13 protein-coding genes are annotated in these 16,949 nt (G+C 36.7%); 10 read left to right on the top strand and 3 right to left on the bottom strand.

The genetic code is table 11. The features are described from left to right. Positions 1–30: 30 nt before the first annotated feature. Complete coding sequence (locus H4J38_RS12460; RefSeq protein WP_182132120.1) at positions 31–993, bottom strand: sensor domain-containing diguanylate cyclase; 963 nt, start codon at positions 991–993, stop codon at positions 31–33. 150 nt (positions 994–1,143) lie between these two features. On the opposite strand from H4J38_RS12460, the gene H4J38_RS12455 reads away from it, so the two are divergent. Then, complete coding sequence (locus H4J38_RS12455; protein WP_182132119.1) at positions 1,144–1,338, top strand: hypothetical protein; 195 nt, start codon at positions 1,144–1,146, stop codon at positions 1,336–1,338. Between the two features lie 454 nt (positions 1,339–1,792). On the opposite strand, the gene H4J38_RS12450 is transcribed toward H4J38_RS12455, so the two are convergent. Beyond that, the gene (locus H4J38_RS12450) at positions 1,793–2,209 is read right to left on the bottom strand and encodes a hypothetical protein (RefSeq protein WP_259365511.1); all 417 of its coding nucleotides are present in this window, start codon (positions 2,207–2,209) and stop codon (positions 1,793–1,795) included. Positions 2,210–2,549: 340 nt separating this feature from the next. Here H4J38_RS12450 and H4J38_RS12445 point away from each other — a divergent pair, with 340 nt between their 5' ends. The 8 genes from H4J38_RS12445 to H4J38_RS12410 all read left to right on the top strand — a co-directional run bounded on the left by H4J38_RS12445 (position 2,550) and on the right by H4J38_RS12410 (position 15,438). Next, positions 2,550–3,431, top strand: coding sequence for a PepSY domain-containing protein (locus H4J38_RS12445; protein WP_182132117.1), 882 nt, complete (start codon positions 2,550–2,552; stop codon positions 3,429–3,431). After that, positions 3,428–4,153: a hypothetical protein gene (locus tag H4J38_RS12440; protein WP_259365510.1), complete on the top strand. Its 726-nt coding sequence runs from the start codon at positions 3,428–3,430 to the stop codon at positions 4,151–4,153. Before H4J38_RS12445 ends, H4J38_RS12440 begins: the two co-directional genes overlap by 4 nt. Before the next feature lie 221 nt (positions 4,154–4,374). Beyond that, the gene (locus tag H4J38_RS12435; RefSeq protein WP_182132116.1) at positions 4,375–6,396 is read left to right on the top strand and encodes a TonB-dependent siderophore receptor; all 2,022 of its coding nucleotides are present in this window, start codon (positions 4,375–4,377) and stop codon (positions 6,394–6,396) included. A gap of 61 nt (positions 6,397–6,457) precedes the next feature. Continuing rightward, positions 6,458–7,390 (top strand): ABC transporter substrate-binding protein, encoded by a 933-nt coding sequence (locus tag H4J38_RS12430; protein ID WP_220465541.1) that lies wholly within the window; start codon positions 6,458–6,460, stop codon positions 7,388–7,390. Continuing rightward, entirely contained in the window at positions 7,387–10,374 is a 2,988-nt protein-coding gene (locus H4J38_RS12425) for a response regulator (protein ID WP_182132113.1), read from the top strand. The genes H4J38_RS12430 and H4J38_RS12425 overlap by 4 nt, the downstream gene beginning before the upstream one ends. After that, the gene (locus tag H4J38_RS12420; RefSeq protein WP_182132111.1) at positions 10,367–12,502 is read left to right on the top strand and encodes an EAL domain-containing protein; all 2,136 of its coding nucleotides are present in this window, start codon (positions 10,367–10,369) and stop codon (positions 12,500–12,502) included. The genes H4J38_RS12425 and H4J38_RS12420 overlap by 8 nt, the downstream gene beginning before the upstream one ends. Before the next feature lie 498 nt (positions 12,503–13,000). Further along, complete coding sequence (locus H4J38_RS12415; protein WP_182132110.1) at positions 13,001–13,906, top strand: ABC transporter ATP-binding protein; 906 nt, start codon at positions 13,001–13,003, stop codon at positions 13,904–13,906. Beyond that, positions 13,906–15,438 carry a hypothetical protein gene (locus H4J38_RS12410; protein WP_182132108.1) on the top strand — a complete coding sequence of 511 codons (1,533 nt, stop codon included), beginning with the start codon at positions 13,906–13,908 and terminating at the stop codon, positions 15,436–15,438. Before H4J38_RS12415 ends, H4J38_RS12410 begins: the two co-directional genes overlap by 1 nt. 123 nt (positions 15,439–15,561) lie before the next feature. Here H4J38_RS12410 and H4J38_RS12405 read toward each other — a convergent pair whose 3' ends face one another. Continuing rightward, positions 15,562–15,828, bottom strand: a complete 267-nt coding sequence (locus H4J38_RS12405) for a hypothetical protein (RefSeq protein ID WP_182132107.1) — start codon at positions 15,826–15,828, stop codon at positions 15,562–15,564. Positions 15,829–16,026: 198 nt separating this feature from the next. Here H4J38_RS12405 and H4J38_RS12400 point away from each other — a divergent pair, with 198 nt between their 5' ends. Next, entirely contained in the window at positions 16,027–16,926 is a 900-nt protein-coding gene (locus tag H4J38_RS12400; RefSeq protein ID WP_182132106.1) for an endonuclease/exonuclease/phosphatase family protein, read from the top strand. Positions 16,927–16,949: the final 23 nt, after the last annotated feature.

The raw sequence follows: 16,949 nt of genomic DNA, 5'->3' as shown, positions 1-16,949 counted from the left end.
CTAATGAAGTAAAGTAAAAACTAGATATAGTTACCTTGCTTTGCCTTTTTTCTGTTCATACATGGCTTCATCAGCCTGTTGAATCATTTGCTCTATCGATAAGTCTGAGTCATGTTCAAAACGCACTAACCCTGCGCTGTACTCTATTTTGTATGGTTTATTCAACGATTGGTTTTGCTTGTCAATTGCGCTCGCAAACCTTGCTAATACTAAGTCTATTTTTTCATCATTTGAATCTGTTAACATGGCAACGAATTCATCGCCGCCGAGTCGACCGATCACATCACTGTCTCGAAATGACTCAAGCATTATTTTTGCAAACGTGGTTAACACAAAGTCACCCTCATGATGGCCATGTTCATCGTTAATCAGTTTAAATTTGTTTAGATCAAATAATACAAAAGACATCGAGGTTTTATTACGGCGACAAACTTTTAGGCTGTGATCAACCAAGGTTAAAAAACCACGACGATTAGAAATCAAGGTTAATTCATCTAATGTGGCCATTTGAATTGATTTGATTTCTTGTTCGATCATGGCACCTAAATCTTCTAGTAATTGCTGATCTTCTGCTTCCATTTCTCTAGGCTTAGGATCAATCAAACACAAAGTACCAATATTTAAGCCCTGCCTAAGTTTTAATGGATAACCTGCGTAAAAACGAATATTTGGTGCCTCGGTGACTAATGGATTATCAAAAAAACGTTTATCTTTCAAGGTGTCTGGAATAATAAATAGGCCATCTTGATTAATCGCATGACCACAAAAAGAAATATTTCTAGGAGTTTCTGAAGCATCTAACCCCTCGCTCGATTTAAACCACTGACGGTTTTCATCAACCAAGCTGACCAAAGATATAGAAACACCAAACATTCTTTTGGCCATACGTGTTACGCGGTCAAATCTTTCTTCATGTGAAGTATCGAGAATTTTTAAGGATCTCAAAGCATGTAAACGCTCTGCTTCGTTATCTGGAATTTTAGGTTCAATCATTCAAAGCTCTTTAGTAATACTTTTAGTTAATTATAGAGTAACACGTGATGTGAATACTGCCCTGTTATATTGATAATACCTATAAAGTTAACTTTTGCTGATAATAGATCTTAACGTTATACATAAAAATTAAAACTTAATATAATCAATTTGTCAGTTAATGATTTTCCACCAATTATTAGGGTACATGCGAATGATAAACAAAAATTCAGAACTGAAGGATTTATCCATGCCGTTAAAGTTTTAGCCATTATCTCTCATGAAGACGCAGCCGAAGTAATGGAACAAGCTCATTCTGAGGTGTTTGGTGAAAGTATTGCGGCTCGAAAAAATAGAAACAACTAACCACTGAAAAAATTTATGCTTCACTGCAAACGTTTGAATTTATCATCTCTATAGTTATTACCTATTACCAATAAACTATTACTGTAATGAGAGCTATTGTTCTGGTGGTTGATAGCATTATATTTTATCGATCACTCAAGCCTTAATATTACTTAGAGCGGTTTGGCGTGGAAGGTCTTTTATTAAAATACTTTATTTTTATATCACTGGGCATTGTTCGAAAAATTAAGGCAAAAAAAACGCCCCTCAATTGAGGAGCGTATACAAATAATATAAAGCACTAATATAAAACAATAATAAAAACAAAATCGAGGGGAGAATCTCTTGCTAAGTAAGAGCGTTTAAATAGTTGTTAGTTCAATTTCATTGAAAAATAAATTCAATTAATAATAACTTAGCTACTAACTACTTGTTTTTAATCTCTTAAAAATAAAAACCCAGCGTCACAATAACTTTATATATGCGTAAGCTTTTGTCGATCAGCAATCAAATTAAGTACCTTAGTCAGTTTTTTAGCAAGATAGCCTGACAACAGTTTTGGCTGTTGTTTTATCAATATTAATTCCGCAGGTGTAATCGCAACATGGCAATCAAGTAAGCTATTTTTTGAACTTAGCAACACATCATCAGCAAGCGTTTCTACATCAACACTATCAGCTTGCGTGATTGCACTGCTAAATTCACTCATGCTGATAAGATAAAAGTTAATCAGCAGAATATGCTCTTCATCGTTATACCAATTAGCTGTCATGGTATGAAAATTCAACTGCGCTTCTAGTTTATTACTCACCGAGGCAATGTTTTTTATTTCAGTAACTAAATCATCATTAACTTGAATAGAAATGGGCAAAGATTCAGTCATAATATCCATAAAGTTTGTCGCCTTTTTAATAAATAATTAGTTGGTAAATAATAAGCTATTGCCACAGCGGTCACTTTTCTGACGTTACCAAAACAACTATATCAATATCAACGCTCACTTTCTAAATTATTCACTGGGTGTTTGCGTGCATAAGTTTCAATTTGGCTAAAAAGTATTATCTCCATATACCCTACCTAACAACATTAACGTTTTGTGAAAATGCATATTTGCTCAAAGTTAATCAGTTGCTATTATTCACCTTTTATCGATATTATGTAATAAAAGCTATGTAATAAAAGCCTAGCTTGATAAATTATTAACCACACTGTCGCGCCAGCACTTAAATTGTATGGTTTGTGCCGCAGCATTAACCCTACTGACCAATGCCAGCGGAATATTTATTGTGGAGAACGACACAATTAACACTAAAAAAATCAAACCTAAAACAATAAGAAAAAAGCCTTTTAAGCTATTTAATTTCAGCCATAAACTTCATAAATGGTTGATGTTATTTATCGGTGCACAATTTGTTATTTGGTCTGTCACCGGCACTTATATGGTGTTTTTTGATATTGACTATATTCACGGTGATAGCTTGGTGGTCACTCATCAAAGTAAAATAAATCCAGAAAATTTAACCTACCCTTCACAAGCATTATTTCAACAATATCCGCGGGCAAAAAATTTAAGTGTTGGCTTGCTAATCGACCGAGAAGTGTATCGTTTTAACATAGCAAAACAGCAATATATAATCGATGCACACAGTGGTGAACTATTGTCGCCATTAACTAAAAACACCGCAACGGCGATAGCAAAGCACTTTTATACTGGCGATGGTGGCGTTATTAATGCTGAGCTAATTTCCTCCAACCCACCGTTTGGCTTAAGGGAGCGACATTTGCCGGTATGGCAGGTTAATTTTGACCATTTTTCTTCACCCACACTTTATATTTCAGCGAATAACGGCAAAGCTGTCGGTAAGCGTCACCAGTTTTGGTATATATTCGATTGGATGTTCCGCCTCCATATTATGGATTATGGCGACGAGCAAGACCCCAGTAACTGGTTATTGTTTTTCATTGCTTCGTTAGCATTTTTCGCTGCACTTAGCGGCTTAGTACTCACTTACTTTAAAGTGATCAAACCGATGATAAGCTCAGGTAAAAAAAGGGCCAATACCGCTAAAAAGACACCACAAGATAGTCAATTATCTGTTGGAGATAAGGCATGATGATTTGGGTTAGAAAAATTCATAAATGGGCCTCATTACTTATCGGCTTACAAGTGTTTATTTGGGTAGCGAGTGGTTTAACATTCAATGTTATTGATCACGATAAAGCTCGCGGTAATGTCTATCGCCAAACGTTAATAACAAAGCAATCAACAATAGCAAACAAAGACCTGTTACCGGTTGAAGTTATCCTAAAATCATATCCCGACACTATTGAGCTCAATCAAGCTAATATCCTTTCACAGCCTTATTATTTATTAACTCAACAACATGGCTTATATCGACACTTGCCCAATAGTTACCACATCGTTAATGCCATAACAGGTGAGTTAACTTTGGTTGACGAGCAACTCGCCACCGCCATTGCTAAGGCCAGTTATAATGGCCCCGGCAATATTAAGTCTGTTGTATTAATAGCGTCGACTATTTCAGACTATCCCAAACAACAAAATCCAAGTTGGCAAATTAATTTTGATGATGACTTAGAAACCAGTGTTTACGTTGAGCAAGGCTCGGGGCGATTGGTGGGGCACAGTAATAGTGATAAACGTTTTGCCGATTTTTTCTTTATGTTGCACTTTATGGATTATGGCACCGAAGGTAGCTTTAACACGGTTCAAATGATGCTATTCGCTTTTATCACTTTATGGCTAACTTTTTCAGGACTAATATGGACCATACATATGCTGCGAAAGGGCAAATACCGTGTAAAAAAATTGTAGTGTGACCAAAAGTCACTGCGGTAATTAAGCATAAAGCGCTTTTAAATTTCATATAATCCAGCGCAAAGATCTGGATAAAAGCATTTATTACCTACATATTACTTGCGATTTAACGAGCGCCACTTCGATAAATTGTTGTAAATTGACTGAAATCAGTTAAGTTAAGTTAAGTTAAGTTAATAACAATCATAAACATCACCATGAAATTAAGGTGTCATTTAATGTCTTTTTTAAAAAGTAAGATTAAGCATAAAGCGTTAATAGCCTCGCTTATTTTAGCTAGTTCTTTTTATGTTAATGCCTCTGAAGAAGCCTTTGGTTTTGATGATGAGTCCTTATTGTTTGCTGATATTGAATCGGTTTTTACCGCCTCTAAGTATTCTCAAAAAGTAACTGAAGCTCCTGCTCGCATCAGTATAGTCACCGCAAAAGAAATTCAGCAATATGGCTATCGTTCCATGGTTGATGTGCTTAATACCTTGCCGGGTTTTCAAACATCGTATGACCGCAGTTTCAGCTATGTTGGCGCACGCGGTTTTGCTATTCCTGGTGACTACAATTCTCGTATCCTTTTGCTAGTTGATGGCCACCGAGTGAATGAGAATATATACAGCGGTATGATTATTGATAACGGTTTAGCCGTTAATATCGATATTATTGACCGTATTGAAGTGGTAAGAGGCTCGGGCTCGTCACTTTATGGTAACGGTGCTTTTTTTGGCGTTATTAATATTATGACAAAACGTGGACGAGATCTTCAAGGCGTTCAAACCATAGTTTCTACTGGCAGCCAAAATACCCATACCGCAACCGTAAGTTACGGTAATCGCTTTGACAATGGTGTTGAAGTACTACTTTCAGGCTCATATTACGAAAGTGATGGCGATGACAAGCTTTATTATCCTGAGTTTGACGACCCTACCACCAATAATGGTTTTGCCACTAGTGTCGATAGTGGTAAAAATGACAACCTCTTTGCCAAGCTTGCTTATAATAACTTCACGGTAACGGCCAGCTATCAAGAGCAAGAAAAGGTTAACCCTACTGGTTCTTATGAAACTGTGTTTAATAGCCCTATCACTAGAGGATGGGAGCAAACCTTTTATGTTGACGCAAAATACCAAGAACTATTAAGTGATGGCACCGATATTAGCGCACGCATTTTTTATGATGAATATAACTATATGGGCCACTGGGCCTATGATTACTCTGATGAAGGTGACCTCTCAGACATTGTTAATTGGCAAGATGAGGCAAATGGTAAATGGTGGGGGTCTGAGCTCATGGTTACCAAAGAATTTTTTCAAAATCATCGTGTCACCTTAGGTGGTGAATATCGCAATAACTTTGATGAAAAGTCAAAAAGTTGGGATATTTATGAAGTTTTTCAGGTCATAGATACTAACAGTTATACTTGGGGTGTTTACCTGCAAGATAATATTCAATTACACGAAAATTTAGTATTGAATTTAGGTCTACGATATGACTATTTTTCAGAGCTAGACAACAGCACCAACCCTCGAATTGCCGCCATTTGGGATCCAATTGATAATACTACCGTGAAGTTAATATATGGTAGCGCCTATCGCGCGCCCAATGTATATGAGCTTTACTATGATGATATTGGTATATCCCAGAAAGCGCCAGATCAGCTTTCCCCTGAAACTATTAACAGCATTGAACTAATTTTAGAGCAGCGCTTAAACAATAGTCTTAATTTAGTTGCCTCTCTTTACCAAAACAAAATCGAAAAATTAATCGCGTTAACCACAGATCCTAGTGATGATTTACTCGTGTTTGAAAATCAAAATGATGTGACAGCTAAAGGCTTCGAGATTGAACTGCAAGGGCACTGGCAAAACGGCTGGAATGGCGCATTTAGTTATACTTATCAAAATAGCGAATTTGACATCAGCGCTATAACTTTACCCAATGTTCCACAAGACCAAGTTAAGTTGAATATTACCACGCCTGAGCTTGCTTATGGTTTTACTGCAGGTTTAAATTTGCAATATGAAAGTGCTCGAAAAACCCTGCAAAACAACCATGCAGAAAGTTATCTTCTGACTAATTTGACGGTATTAAATAAAACCTTAGTTAATAACTTAGACTTGTCATTCGGTATTTATAATTTGTTTGACGAGCATTATAGTTTTCCGGGGTCTGAAGAACACTTACAGGATCAAATAGCCCAAGACGGCCGTACTGTGCGTTTACGTCTAGCTTATACATTTGATTTATAATACAAAGAAAATCTTGTCACCGGCAATTTAGTTTTTAACGTCGATAAGTTAGTAATGGATGATGACTATTAATAAACTGCAGAAAAAATGGACATACTGCTTAATTGTTTTGACCACAACAATGGCTATGGGTGTGCCCAAAGCTATTTCACAAGAAAACTCGTTAATAAGCCTTATTTATAATGAACAATTAAAGCCCTATCAAGATGTAGTAAAAGGCTTTAAATCTGTATTAAATAACAGTAATTTCAAGGTGAGTTATGTCGATAACACCGACTATAGCCCGATTGATAATAACTCACGCCTTATCCTTGCTTTAGGCTCAAAAGCAATAAATTTAATCCCTTCAAAGCGCGATAACTTTACGGTGTCGCCAGATATTATTTCGACCCTAACCTTGAACAATAATTTGTTGATGAACACACCTCATTTGGCGGGTATAGCTATTCAAGCAAGTGCAAAAACACAATTGAACTGGCATAAACGTATTTTACCTGATGCAAGGCGTATCGGGGTGCTATATGATCCTGAAAATAGCCAAAAATTAATAAATGAACTTAGTAAAATCGCACCGACTTTAGGCTTGACAATTATTGCCGCAGCCGTTCGTTCGCCTACAGAATTAACCTCAGCATTAAAGCTTTTGGGGCGTGAAGCCGATACTATTTTCAGTATCCCTGATAAAACCGTCTACTCAGGGAAAACAGCAAAAGCAATATTGTTATTTTCTTATCGTAATCGCATACCATTTATTGGCATGTCTAAATCTTGGGTAAAAGCGGGAGCAATTTATGCCTTAGATTGGGATTACATTAGTTTAGGTCAACAGTGTGCACAAATAGCAATGGCAATTCTTGACGGTAAAAAAGCAAACTCAATCCCATTACAATACCCAATTTCAGAACAATATTTACTGAATTTAAAAACGGCAAAACAGTTAAAAGTTGAATTCAGTAATGAAATAATTAATGGTGCTATAGAGGTTTTTCAGTGATAAAAACAGGAAGCAGCATTAAGGATAGGCTTAAAAAGGTTGGCCTAACCACCAAGTTTAATTTAGTCACCAATTTATTGGTGGCATTAACAGCCATTGTACTCACCACCTCAATGGTGAGTATTGAACAAACAACTCGAAAAATAGAATTACTTAACCGCGGCTACTCAATCGCGCAAGTGCTGGCAAAATTTAGTGAGTTTGCACTGTATTCAGAAGATTCAGAGTCACTTAACTTAGTACTCAATACCCTTGATGACAAAGCAGTAAGCTACTTAGCATTAGTGCGAAAAGACAAAACAGTTTTAGCTGAACGGTGGTTTATCGAGTCAACAACGCCCCTGCTAGCTTTTGTTAACAACAGTCAACATTTAATAGATGCACCGATATACAGTGAAAATAAAAGCCAAATACTGTTTATGGTGCCCGTGTTGTCAACTCGCTCTACTTTATTTGATGGACATATGCTTGAAAGTGAAAGTAATGCACAAACACCTGAATTACTTGGTTATGTTCGTCTGGTTTTAAATACCACACAAATGGAACAACTAAAGCAAAAATCCCTCGTTACAGTATTAATGATTGTTTTGGTCATATTCGCTGGAGCGACCTTGTTAACTTTTCTACTTGCCCGAAAAATCACTCGCCCAATAGCAGAGTTTGTTGAAGCAACTAAGAAAGTTGCATTCGGACAACTAGACAAAAAATTGCAAAAAACTAATGACGGCGAACTAGGTGAGTTAACACGTAATTTCAATTATATGGTTGATCAGCTTCAGCGTTCTAACCTTGCCGTTAAAGAACATCAAGAAAATCTTGAAAATAAAGTAGAAGAAAGAACTCAGGCATTAGTAGTTGCAAAAGATTTAGCTGAAACTGCAAATAGAGCAAAAAGCGAATTTTTAGCTGCCATGAGTCACGAAATTCGCACCCCAATGAATGGTGTTTTAGGTATGGCTGAATTACTCATCAGCACAAATCTAAATGCACGCCAGCTTCATTTCGCTGAAACCATTTTAAAATCTGGTGATTCATTATTAACAATAATTAATGATATTTTAGATTTTTCTAAAATAGAAGCAGGCAAGCTTGAGATAGATAACCATCAATTTGATTTAAGGAAGCTATTTGAGGATGCTGCTGAATTATTAGCAGAACCCGTACTATCTAAAGGCCTTGAATTACACATTCAACTTCCGCTTGAACCCCTTATATTGGTTGAAGGCGATGAAGTACGCTTGCGGCAAATACTATTAAACTTAATGAGTAATGCTATTAAGTTTACCGAAACTGGCAACATCATTGTTAGCTTAATCGAATCTAAAAATGATAATGCGCGATTTACCTTTAGTGTTACCGATACAGGGATAGGAATTGATAAGTCACAGCAGGCTCATATTTTTGAAGCTTTTTCTCAAGCAGATAGATCAACAACCCGTCAATATGGTGGCACAGGGTTAGGCTTAGCGATATCAAGTCAATTAATCGCACTAATGGGAGGAGAACTCACACTTGAAAGTGAAATTGGTCAAGGATCAACGTTTAGTTTTACAGTGCAGTTTCAAAGTAGACTAGTACAAGCCGAGTCTTGGTCGATACCTGAAGAGCTTAATGGTAAACGTATATTGGTGGTAGATGACAATGAAGTAAATCGCGAAATACTGTTACTCCAGTTAACATCCTGGCAAACCATTATCGAGCTGGCCAACGATGGCTTGAGTGCGATAATGAAAATAAAGAAAGCACAGCAAAATAAAGTACCATTTGACTTAGTCATACTCGATTGGCATATGCCAAACATGGACGGTATCGAAGTGGCTGAGATTATTGTAAGTGACTCTGAGATCAAAACGCCTAAATTGGTCATGCTCAGTTCTGCTGCTTTTGATGAAGAGTCATGTCGGGCAAAAAATGCAGGTATTCAACGTTACTTAATTAAACCGGTAAAGCAAAAAGCGCTATTTGATTGTCTTACTTACGAGCTAGCTCAGCCAGACTTTACTCAGTTAGAAAGTGCTGAGTCACATGACACTGCCACAGAAATACAGTCTATACCGCACAAAATATTGAAAAATAGACTTATTACTGATAACAGTTGCGTCAAGAACAGTGGTGAATCTGGAGCAAGCGTGAGCAATAAAAATTGCCTACAAAACACATCCATTTTATTAGTAGAAGATAACCTAGTTAATCAGGAGGTTGCAAAAGGCTTGTTAGAGATATTAGGCTGCAATGTCCAGATAGCTAACAACGGTAAAGAAGCATTAATGCTTTATCATAAAGTTGATTTTGATTTAATTTTAATGGATTGCCATATGCCGATAATGGACGGTATTGAAGCAACAAAAGAGATAAGAGCTCTTGAGAAAACAAGTGATAATTACCAACATATGCCTATAATAGCGTTAACGGCTAATGTTCAGCATGGGATAGAACAATTATGCAATGACGCTGGTATGGACGATTACCTTAGTAAACCTTTCGATCGGAAGCAGTTAGAAAAAATGCTGCAGCATTGGTTAAGTACTAGCTTATTGGCTAAACGTGCAGACGAATTTGAAACTATCGCTTTAGCAAATGATGATGCGTTAAAAAGTATTGCCGTGCTAAACAATGCAGCGTTAGAAGAACCTATACTGCAAAGAAAAGCGCTTGATAATATTCTTGCATTACATCGGCCTGGAATGCCAAATATTCTCGCGCGTATTATCACTATTTATTTAGATTCTTCGCCAGCGTTGCTCTTTACTATTCAACAAGCAGTAAAAGAAACCGACAGAGATAAATTATTTAACGCAGCACATGCGTTAAAGTCAGCTAGCGCAAATTTGGGCGCCGTACAGCTTTCAAAAACATGTCAAATATTAGAAAGTAAAGAAAGCTCTTTTGAAGTCGCGACAGAATTGATAGGCACGTTAAAGCGTGAATATAGTACTGTTGAAAATGCATTAAAAATCGAATTACTGAGACTGACAGATGATTGATAATAATTTATTTGAAAGACAAATGACGGCACTAGTTGTAGATGACGACATTGCTCACAAGTTACTACTTGAATCGACATTATTAGCGGCAGGTCATCTGGTTAAATCTGTAGAGAACGGCAAACAAGCACTTGAAGCTTTTCAGCAAATGAGCATTGATATTGTGTTAATGGATGTCAATATGCCAATAATGAATGGCTTTGATGCCTGTTTTCAAATTAGATCATTAGCGCAAGGTAAAGATATACCTATTATATTAATCACAGGTATGGATGATCACGACTCAATTCAAAAAGCCTTTAACGTTGATGCGACTGATTTTATGATTAAACCAGTCAATTGGCCTATTTTAGGGCATAGAGTTAGCTATTATTTAAAAGCAGGTAACCTTTTTAAAGAACTTCGTAGCAGTGAAGAAAACTTAAAAGAGGCACAAAAAATCGCGTTAATGGGTACTTGGGAACTAGATTTAATCACCAATAACCTCATTGTTTCTGAGCAACTTCAGCAATTATCTGAAATACCATACACCCCATTTAATGTCGATAACAGTAGGTTTTTAGAAAAATTACATCCCGATGATAAGTTCGCTATTGGTGAAACAATTAAACAGTCTATTTATCATAAAAAACCCTTTGATGTTGAATACCGAATTAGATTAAAAAACCAGCAAGAAAGAGTTTTTCACGAACAAGCAAAAGTCATCTATAGTGATGATGGAACTGCTTATAAAATGCTTGGTACAGTACAAGACATAACCTCGCGAAAAGGATTTGAAGAAGAAGTACGTCAATTAGCCTACTATGACGTATTAACAGGTTTGCCCAATCGTGAGAAGTTCAAACAACTGGTTCATACTGCACTTGATAGAGCTGAGAGAAAAAACGAAAAAGCCGCATTAATGTTTATTGATTTAGATAATTTCAAAACCGTTAATGACACACTAGGCCATGATGCCGGTGATAAATTACTACAATCAGTGACCCAAAACTTAAAAGACTGCCTAAGACCATCTGATTATATCTCTAATGACGAGCAAATTAAGTTAAGTCTTTCTCGTCTTGGCGGAGATGAATTTACCCTAATTGTTAGCGGCCTTAAAGACACTGTCGGACTTGAAAACATTGCCAGTCGCATTCATAAAAAACTGAGCCAACCTACTTATATTGACGAGCAAGAGCTATTAATCACTGGCAGTATTGGTATTGCTATTTATCCTGATGACGGCAACAACTTAGAAACGCTGTTAAAGTACGCTGACATTGCCATGTATAAGGCCAAAGAGTTCGGTCGCAATGGCTTTCAGTTTTATTCTAATAGCCTCAACAATCATTCAGCAGAAAAACTCAACTTTGAAATCAGATTAAAAAAATCTATAGAAAATAATGAGCTAGAACTTCATTACCAGCCGCAAATAGAAACAAAAACGGGACGACTCGTCGGTGTTGAAGCGTTAGTAAGATGGAATGACCCAGAAAATGGACTAGTCTCACCTAATGACTTTATTTCAGTAGCAGAAAAATCAAACTTAATTTTAGCCCTAGATAATTGGGTAATTAATACGGCTTGCCAACAAGCTGCTGCATGGCAAAATCAGGGCTTAGAACCACTATTAATGAGCGTTAATATATCAGGAAAACATTTTCAAAAAAGTGCGCTTAAGCCAATGATCGAACAGGCATTAACCGATTCTGGTTTATCTCCAGAGTATTTAGAAATAGAACTGAGCGAAAGCAGTCTCATTGAAATAACTGATACGACTATCGCACTATTAAATGAAGTTCAAGAGCTTGGCATTAAGCTTGCCATTGATGATTTTGGTGTCGGTTTTTCTTCATTAAATTATATAAGAAAGTTTAGTGTTGATACTTTGAAAATTGATAAAAGTTTAATTGATAATATAACCACTGATGTTTGCGAAGCTGCGATCACTAAAGCCATTATAGATTTGGCGAAAACATTAAATTTGTCAGTTGTTGCCGAAGGTGTCGAACATAAAGATCAGCTAGCTTGGTTGCAACAGCATGAATGTCGCCTAATTCAAGGGTACATATATAGTAAACCGTTACCGTTATTAGAGATTGAGCGTTACTTTGAACAAACCAGTCAAGGCGCTATAAAGACGTAAAATTCACCTTGAATCCATCAAAAAAACAGCCCCAACCGCCCATTTTGAAGAGCTTGGTGATAGCTATCATCAGCCATACCCTTTAAAGAAAAAATATAAAACGCGGGTTAAGTTTCGCCCAACTCGTGGACAATATATTCAATTCGACATGCAAGATAATAAGCCAATAAAATTAATTTATGACGGACTTGAATTCACTAAAATATAAAGTTAATTAGGATGGCTAACTGGTTTACTTCAACTTATGTTCAGTAATCGGTTTAACAGAGTTAATAATTTATATGCTTGCTAACAAGATGAATATTAGAGGTAATTGATTTTTATTAGCCGTGATTATGCTTTTTTTAATCTTTGCTGATTTAGCCAATAATTAGTTAAATTCTACATTAGCTTTAATTATTCAAATTCAAAATTAACATAACATCTTGAATTTATAGTAATTATTTATGGCTTAGTATTTGCTATCTCTTTCGTATCTTAATCAGGAAGAGAAATATAATGTTATTGGATATTCAATCACTTAGCCATCAATACAAAAATGGAAAAATACCTAAGTTAGTCATTAAGTCATTGTCGTTGCAAATTAAACCAGGAATTTTAGGGTTACTAGGTCCTAATGGCGCAGGAAAATCTAGCCTGATGCGTATTCTTGCAACGATTACTAAGCCCAGCCAAGGAAAAATATTATGGCAAGGGCAAGATATTATTAAGTCACCACAAGTATTGCGCAACGAGCTAGGTTACTTACCGCAATACTTTGGCGTTTATGATCAGTTGTCGGGTATCGAATTTTTGCAATACATGGCTGGCTTAAAAGGATTAGAGGCGTCTATAGCTAATCGCAGAATTAACGATTTACTTAATAAACTCAACCTAACGCACGCGGCAAAAATGCCTTTAAAAGGTTATTCAGGCGGTATGAAGCAACGTATAGGTATTGCACAAGCGTTACTTAATGACCCAAAGTTACTTATTATTGATGAGCCAACCGTTGGCCTTGACCCACAAGAGCGTGCTAATTTTCGCCAGTTATTAACCGAATTAGCAGATGAGCGCTGCATTATATTCTCTACTCACATTGTGGCTGATGTTGAATCAATTGCAGACCGCATTGCTATTATGCGCTCTGGGCAATTAATTCAATTAGAATCGCCTAGTGCACTACAAGATAAAATTGCCAATAAATGCTGGCAACTTACCGCGAATTTCAATGAACTAAAACAAATCCAGCATGAATTTATTGTTAGCCACAGTGTGCGTAAAGAAAATAAGGTTTTGTTGAATATTGTCGCTGACTATTGCCCTGATGCCCGAGCGGTTTCAAGAGCGCCGTCATTGGAAGATGCATACCTTTATTTTACGCGTGATCTGCAAAGTAAAGCTGACTTTGCGAGGGCGAGTTAATGCAGCAAGTATGGCAATGCATCGTCGCTGATTTTAAACAGCGAACTCGCCAACAAAGTTTTGTTGTTACCTTGCTGGCCATGTCAGTATTAACCTTACTATTTTTTCCATCACCTGATGCCTATTATCAAACCTTAGTCATTAATGGTTATCGAGGTATCTATAACAGTGCATGGTTAGGTATGTGCTTGGCGATGCTAAACGTTTTATTTTTACCTGTCATTTGTTTTTATTTGGTTAAAAATGCGCTTGAGCTCGACCGACAATCAATGACCTGTGAACTTATCGCGGCAACGCCAATTAGCAAACTCACTTTTTTGTTCGCCAAGTGGTGCACCAATGTCGCTATTTTAATGGCGATTGTTCTGGTGATGTTATTGAGCAGTGCGTTAATTCAGCTTTATTATGGCGAAAGTTACCAACTATATTTATGGGCTTTGGTATGGCCACAATTAGTTTTTGTACTGCCATTACTATTAGCCATTTCTTCTATCGCAATCATGTTTGAGTCAAATAGGTGGCTAAAAGGCGGATTGGGTAATCTGGTGTATTTTTTCTTATGGATTGGCTCAATTGTTCAAACCATTGAAAGTATTTCGGGGATAGGTTCGATACTCGATAATTTAGATGCCGAGGTCGCAGAACGTTTCCCACTAAATCAAGGTTCAACCAATATAGGCGTCAGTGCCGTTGATAATGAAAACTTGGTAAAAACCTTTGTTTGGCAAGGAGTAGAGCCAACCATAACGCACCTTTTGGGCGCTATCCCCATACTTTTTGTTTCACTCACTTGCTTCATATTAGCGTATATGTTTTTTGATCGTTTTAGCCAGAACTCACTGCCTGAAAACCAACAACCTTCTTGGTTAAGTCGAGTTTTAACAACTAAAATAGTTGGAAAATTAGATCGATTTTTTGCACGATTAACTCAGTACTTTTCCTTTACCCGTTTATTGCGCTTAGAGCTAAAACTACTACTAAAAGGCCGATCAATTTATTGGGTTATCGGTTTATTGATATTAAATATAATCCAGCTATTTATTAGTCAGGAGTTACTTATCAGCATAGTGTTACCTATTTCATGGTTGTGGTGTGTTTTGGTTATTTCACAGCTAGGTCAAATTGAAAAACAAGCGAACACATTAGAATTAGTAGCCTACAGTAGAAAATCAATAAAATTATCAAGCTTGGCCAGTTATTTTGCAGCATGGATATTATTATTGTTGGCAAGTTTAGGCGGCCTATTACGTTTTACAGCTACCACAGAATGGATGTTAGTTATTCAATTGATTATAGCTATTTCATTTACCGTATCACTTGCCTATTTTTGTGGCACCTTTACTGGCACAAAACGCATGTATGAAGTGCTTTATCCGGCAATTTGGTACATTGGGCCAATTCAAACAGCTTTATATGTAGATTTTTTTGGCGTTAATAGCCAATTAAGTTGGCAGGCAGGAATGCCCTACTATTTTTTAGCGGTTTCAATAGCCTTACTCATGTTGACCATTGTAGCCAAAAGCAGGCGTTGATTTAGGATCTGATAAACATAACTAAAGCCTACTTATTAGTAAAACGATGAATTGAGAAAAATGGGGTTAAATTAATTAAAATAATATCGAAAAGTGAAATCCAAGTGTTGAGTTTAAAGTGAATTACTTGTTTTTAAATAACGACAATAATTTTCTGAAAACAACAATAACTAAAAAGTACCCTATATATTGGCCAACTAAAAATAGGGTCATTTTTGGCCAAAATGCGGTTTCTTCACTGAAAAAACTTAATGTAAACCGAGCAGGTGCTGTTAATAGTTCATAGCCGGGTAATGAGGCGGGAACAAGGGTGTAATTGTAACCAAAGGCTATTATGCCTAGAACTACACCCGAAAGTGCCCATAAAAAAGAATATTTAAAATCAGACAATTGAATTACTCTTCATATTAATAATGGTGCTAAAGCCCGTTAAATAAACACTTAAACTAGGCTTTTGAATCATTTAATTTTAAGTCGATAAAATAGTAGCATTATCTAAAGGTTAATTACGCATACCTTAACACTTTACTTGAATTTGGCTTGCCAGCGGTTACTATAGCTGCCCAATGTATATTTTAGAATAATGTAATGACAAAATTAATTAGCCTTATCGCGGTGGTACTGACACTTTTAAGCACAGCAACGTTTGCGGAAACCTTAAAAGTAGCATCATGGAATATTGCCTGGTTAGGTTCTCATGAATATAACCAGCGCAAAGACAGCGATTACCAAAAACTAGCGCGCTATGCTAGAGAATTAGATGCTGACGTTATTGCTTTGCAAGAAGTTGAAAATGAAAAATGGGCAGCAAAAGTTTTTGGTGATGATTATGATTATTTTTTCACCACTAAAGACTGGGTGCAACGTGTTGGCGTAGCGGTAAGAAAAAGCAGCGGCTATAAAGCCACAGCAGTCGAATATCGTGAACTTGATCAAGGTCTTGCGCGCCGAGGCATGGACGTTACCTTAACCAAAGATGGAAAAAGCGTGCGTTTATTAGCTGTACACATGAAATCAGGCTGTTTTGATAAAGCACTTGATCAAGCCAGCATTGCCAAAATGCCAAACACTAATGAAAAAGAAGCTTATGCAAAAACAGCCTGTGATGAACTGGCTAAACAAGCTATACCGTTGGAAGCTTGGATTGATGCCCGTGCTAAAGAAGGCGTTCCTTTTATATTATTAGGTGACTTTAATCGTCGGTTTGTAAAAGACATTTCATTCAATTACAGTGAAATACAAGGTTTATGGCAAACCATTAATGACGAGGGTGCAGAGGCACTTTGGGCGCCAACCATTAAAGCAGAGTCAAAATGTTGGGGCGGATATTACAAAGATTATATCGACCATATAATTTTTGATCCAAAAGCAAAAGCGCGTTATGTCGAAAACTCATTTGATCAGTTAGTTTTTGGGCCAAAATACACCCGTGAACTCAGCCAAACACTTAGTGACCATTGCCCTATTTCAATAGAATTAGCATTGTAAGCTTTTTATCAAACCCAAAATTA

The sequence above is a fragment of the Colwellia sp. BRX10-3 genome, from assembly GCF_014077505.1.
In the GTDB taxonomy this organism is placed as follows: Bacteria; Pseudomonadota; Gammaproteobacteria; order Enterobacterales; family Alteromonadaceae; genus Cognaticolwellia.
This window is presented reverse-complemented; position numbering and strand designations above follow the sequence as displayed.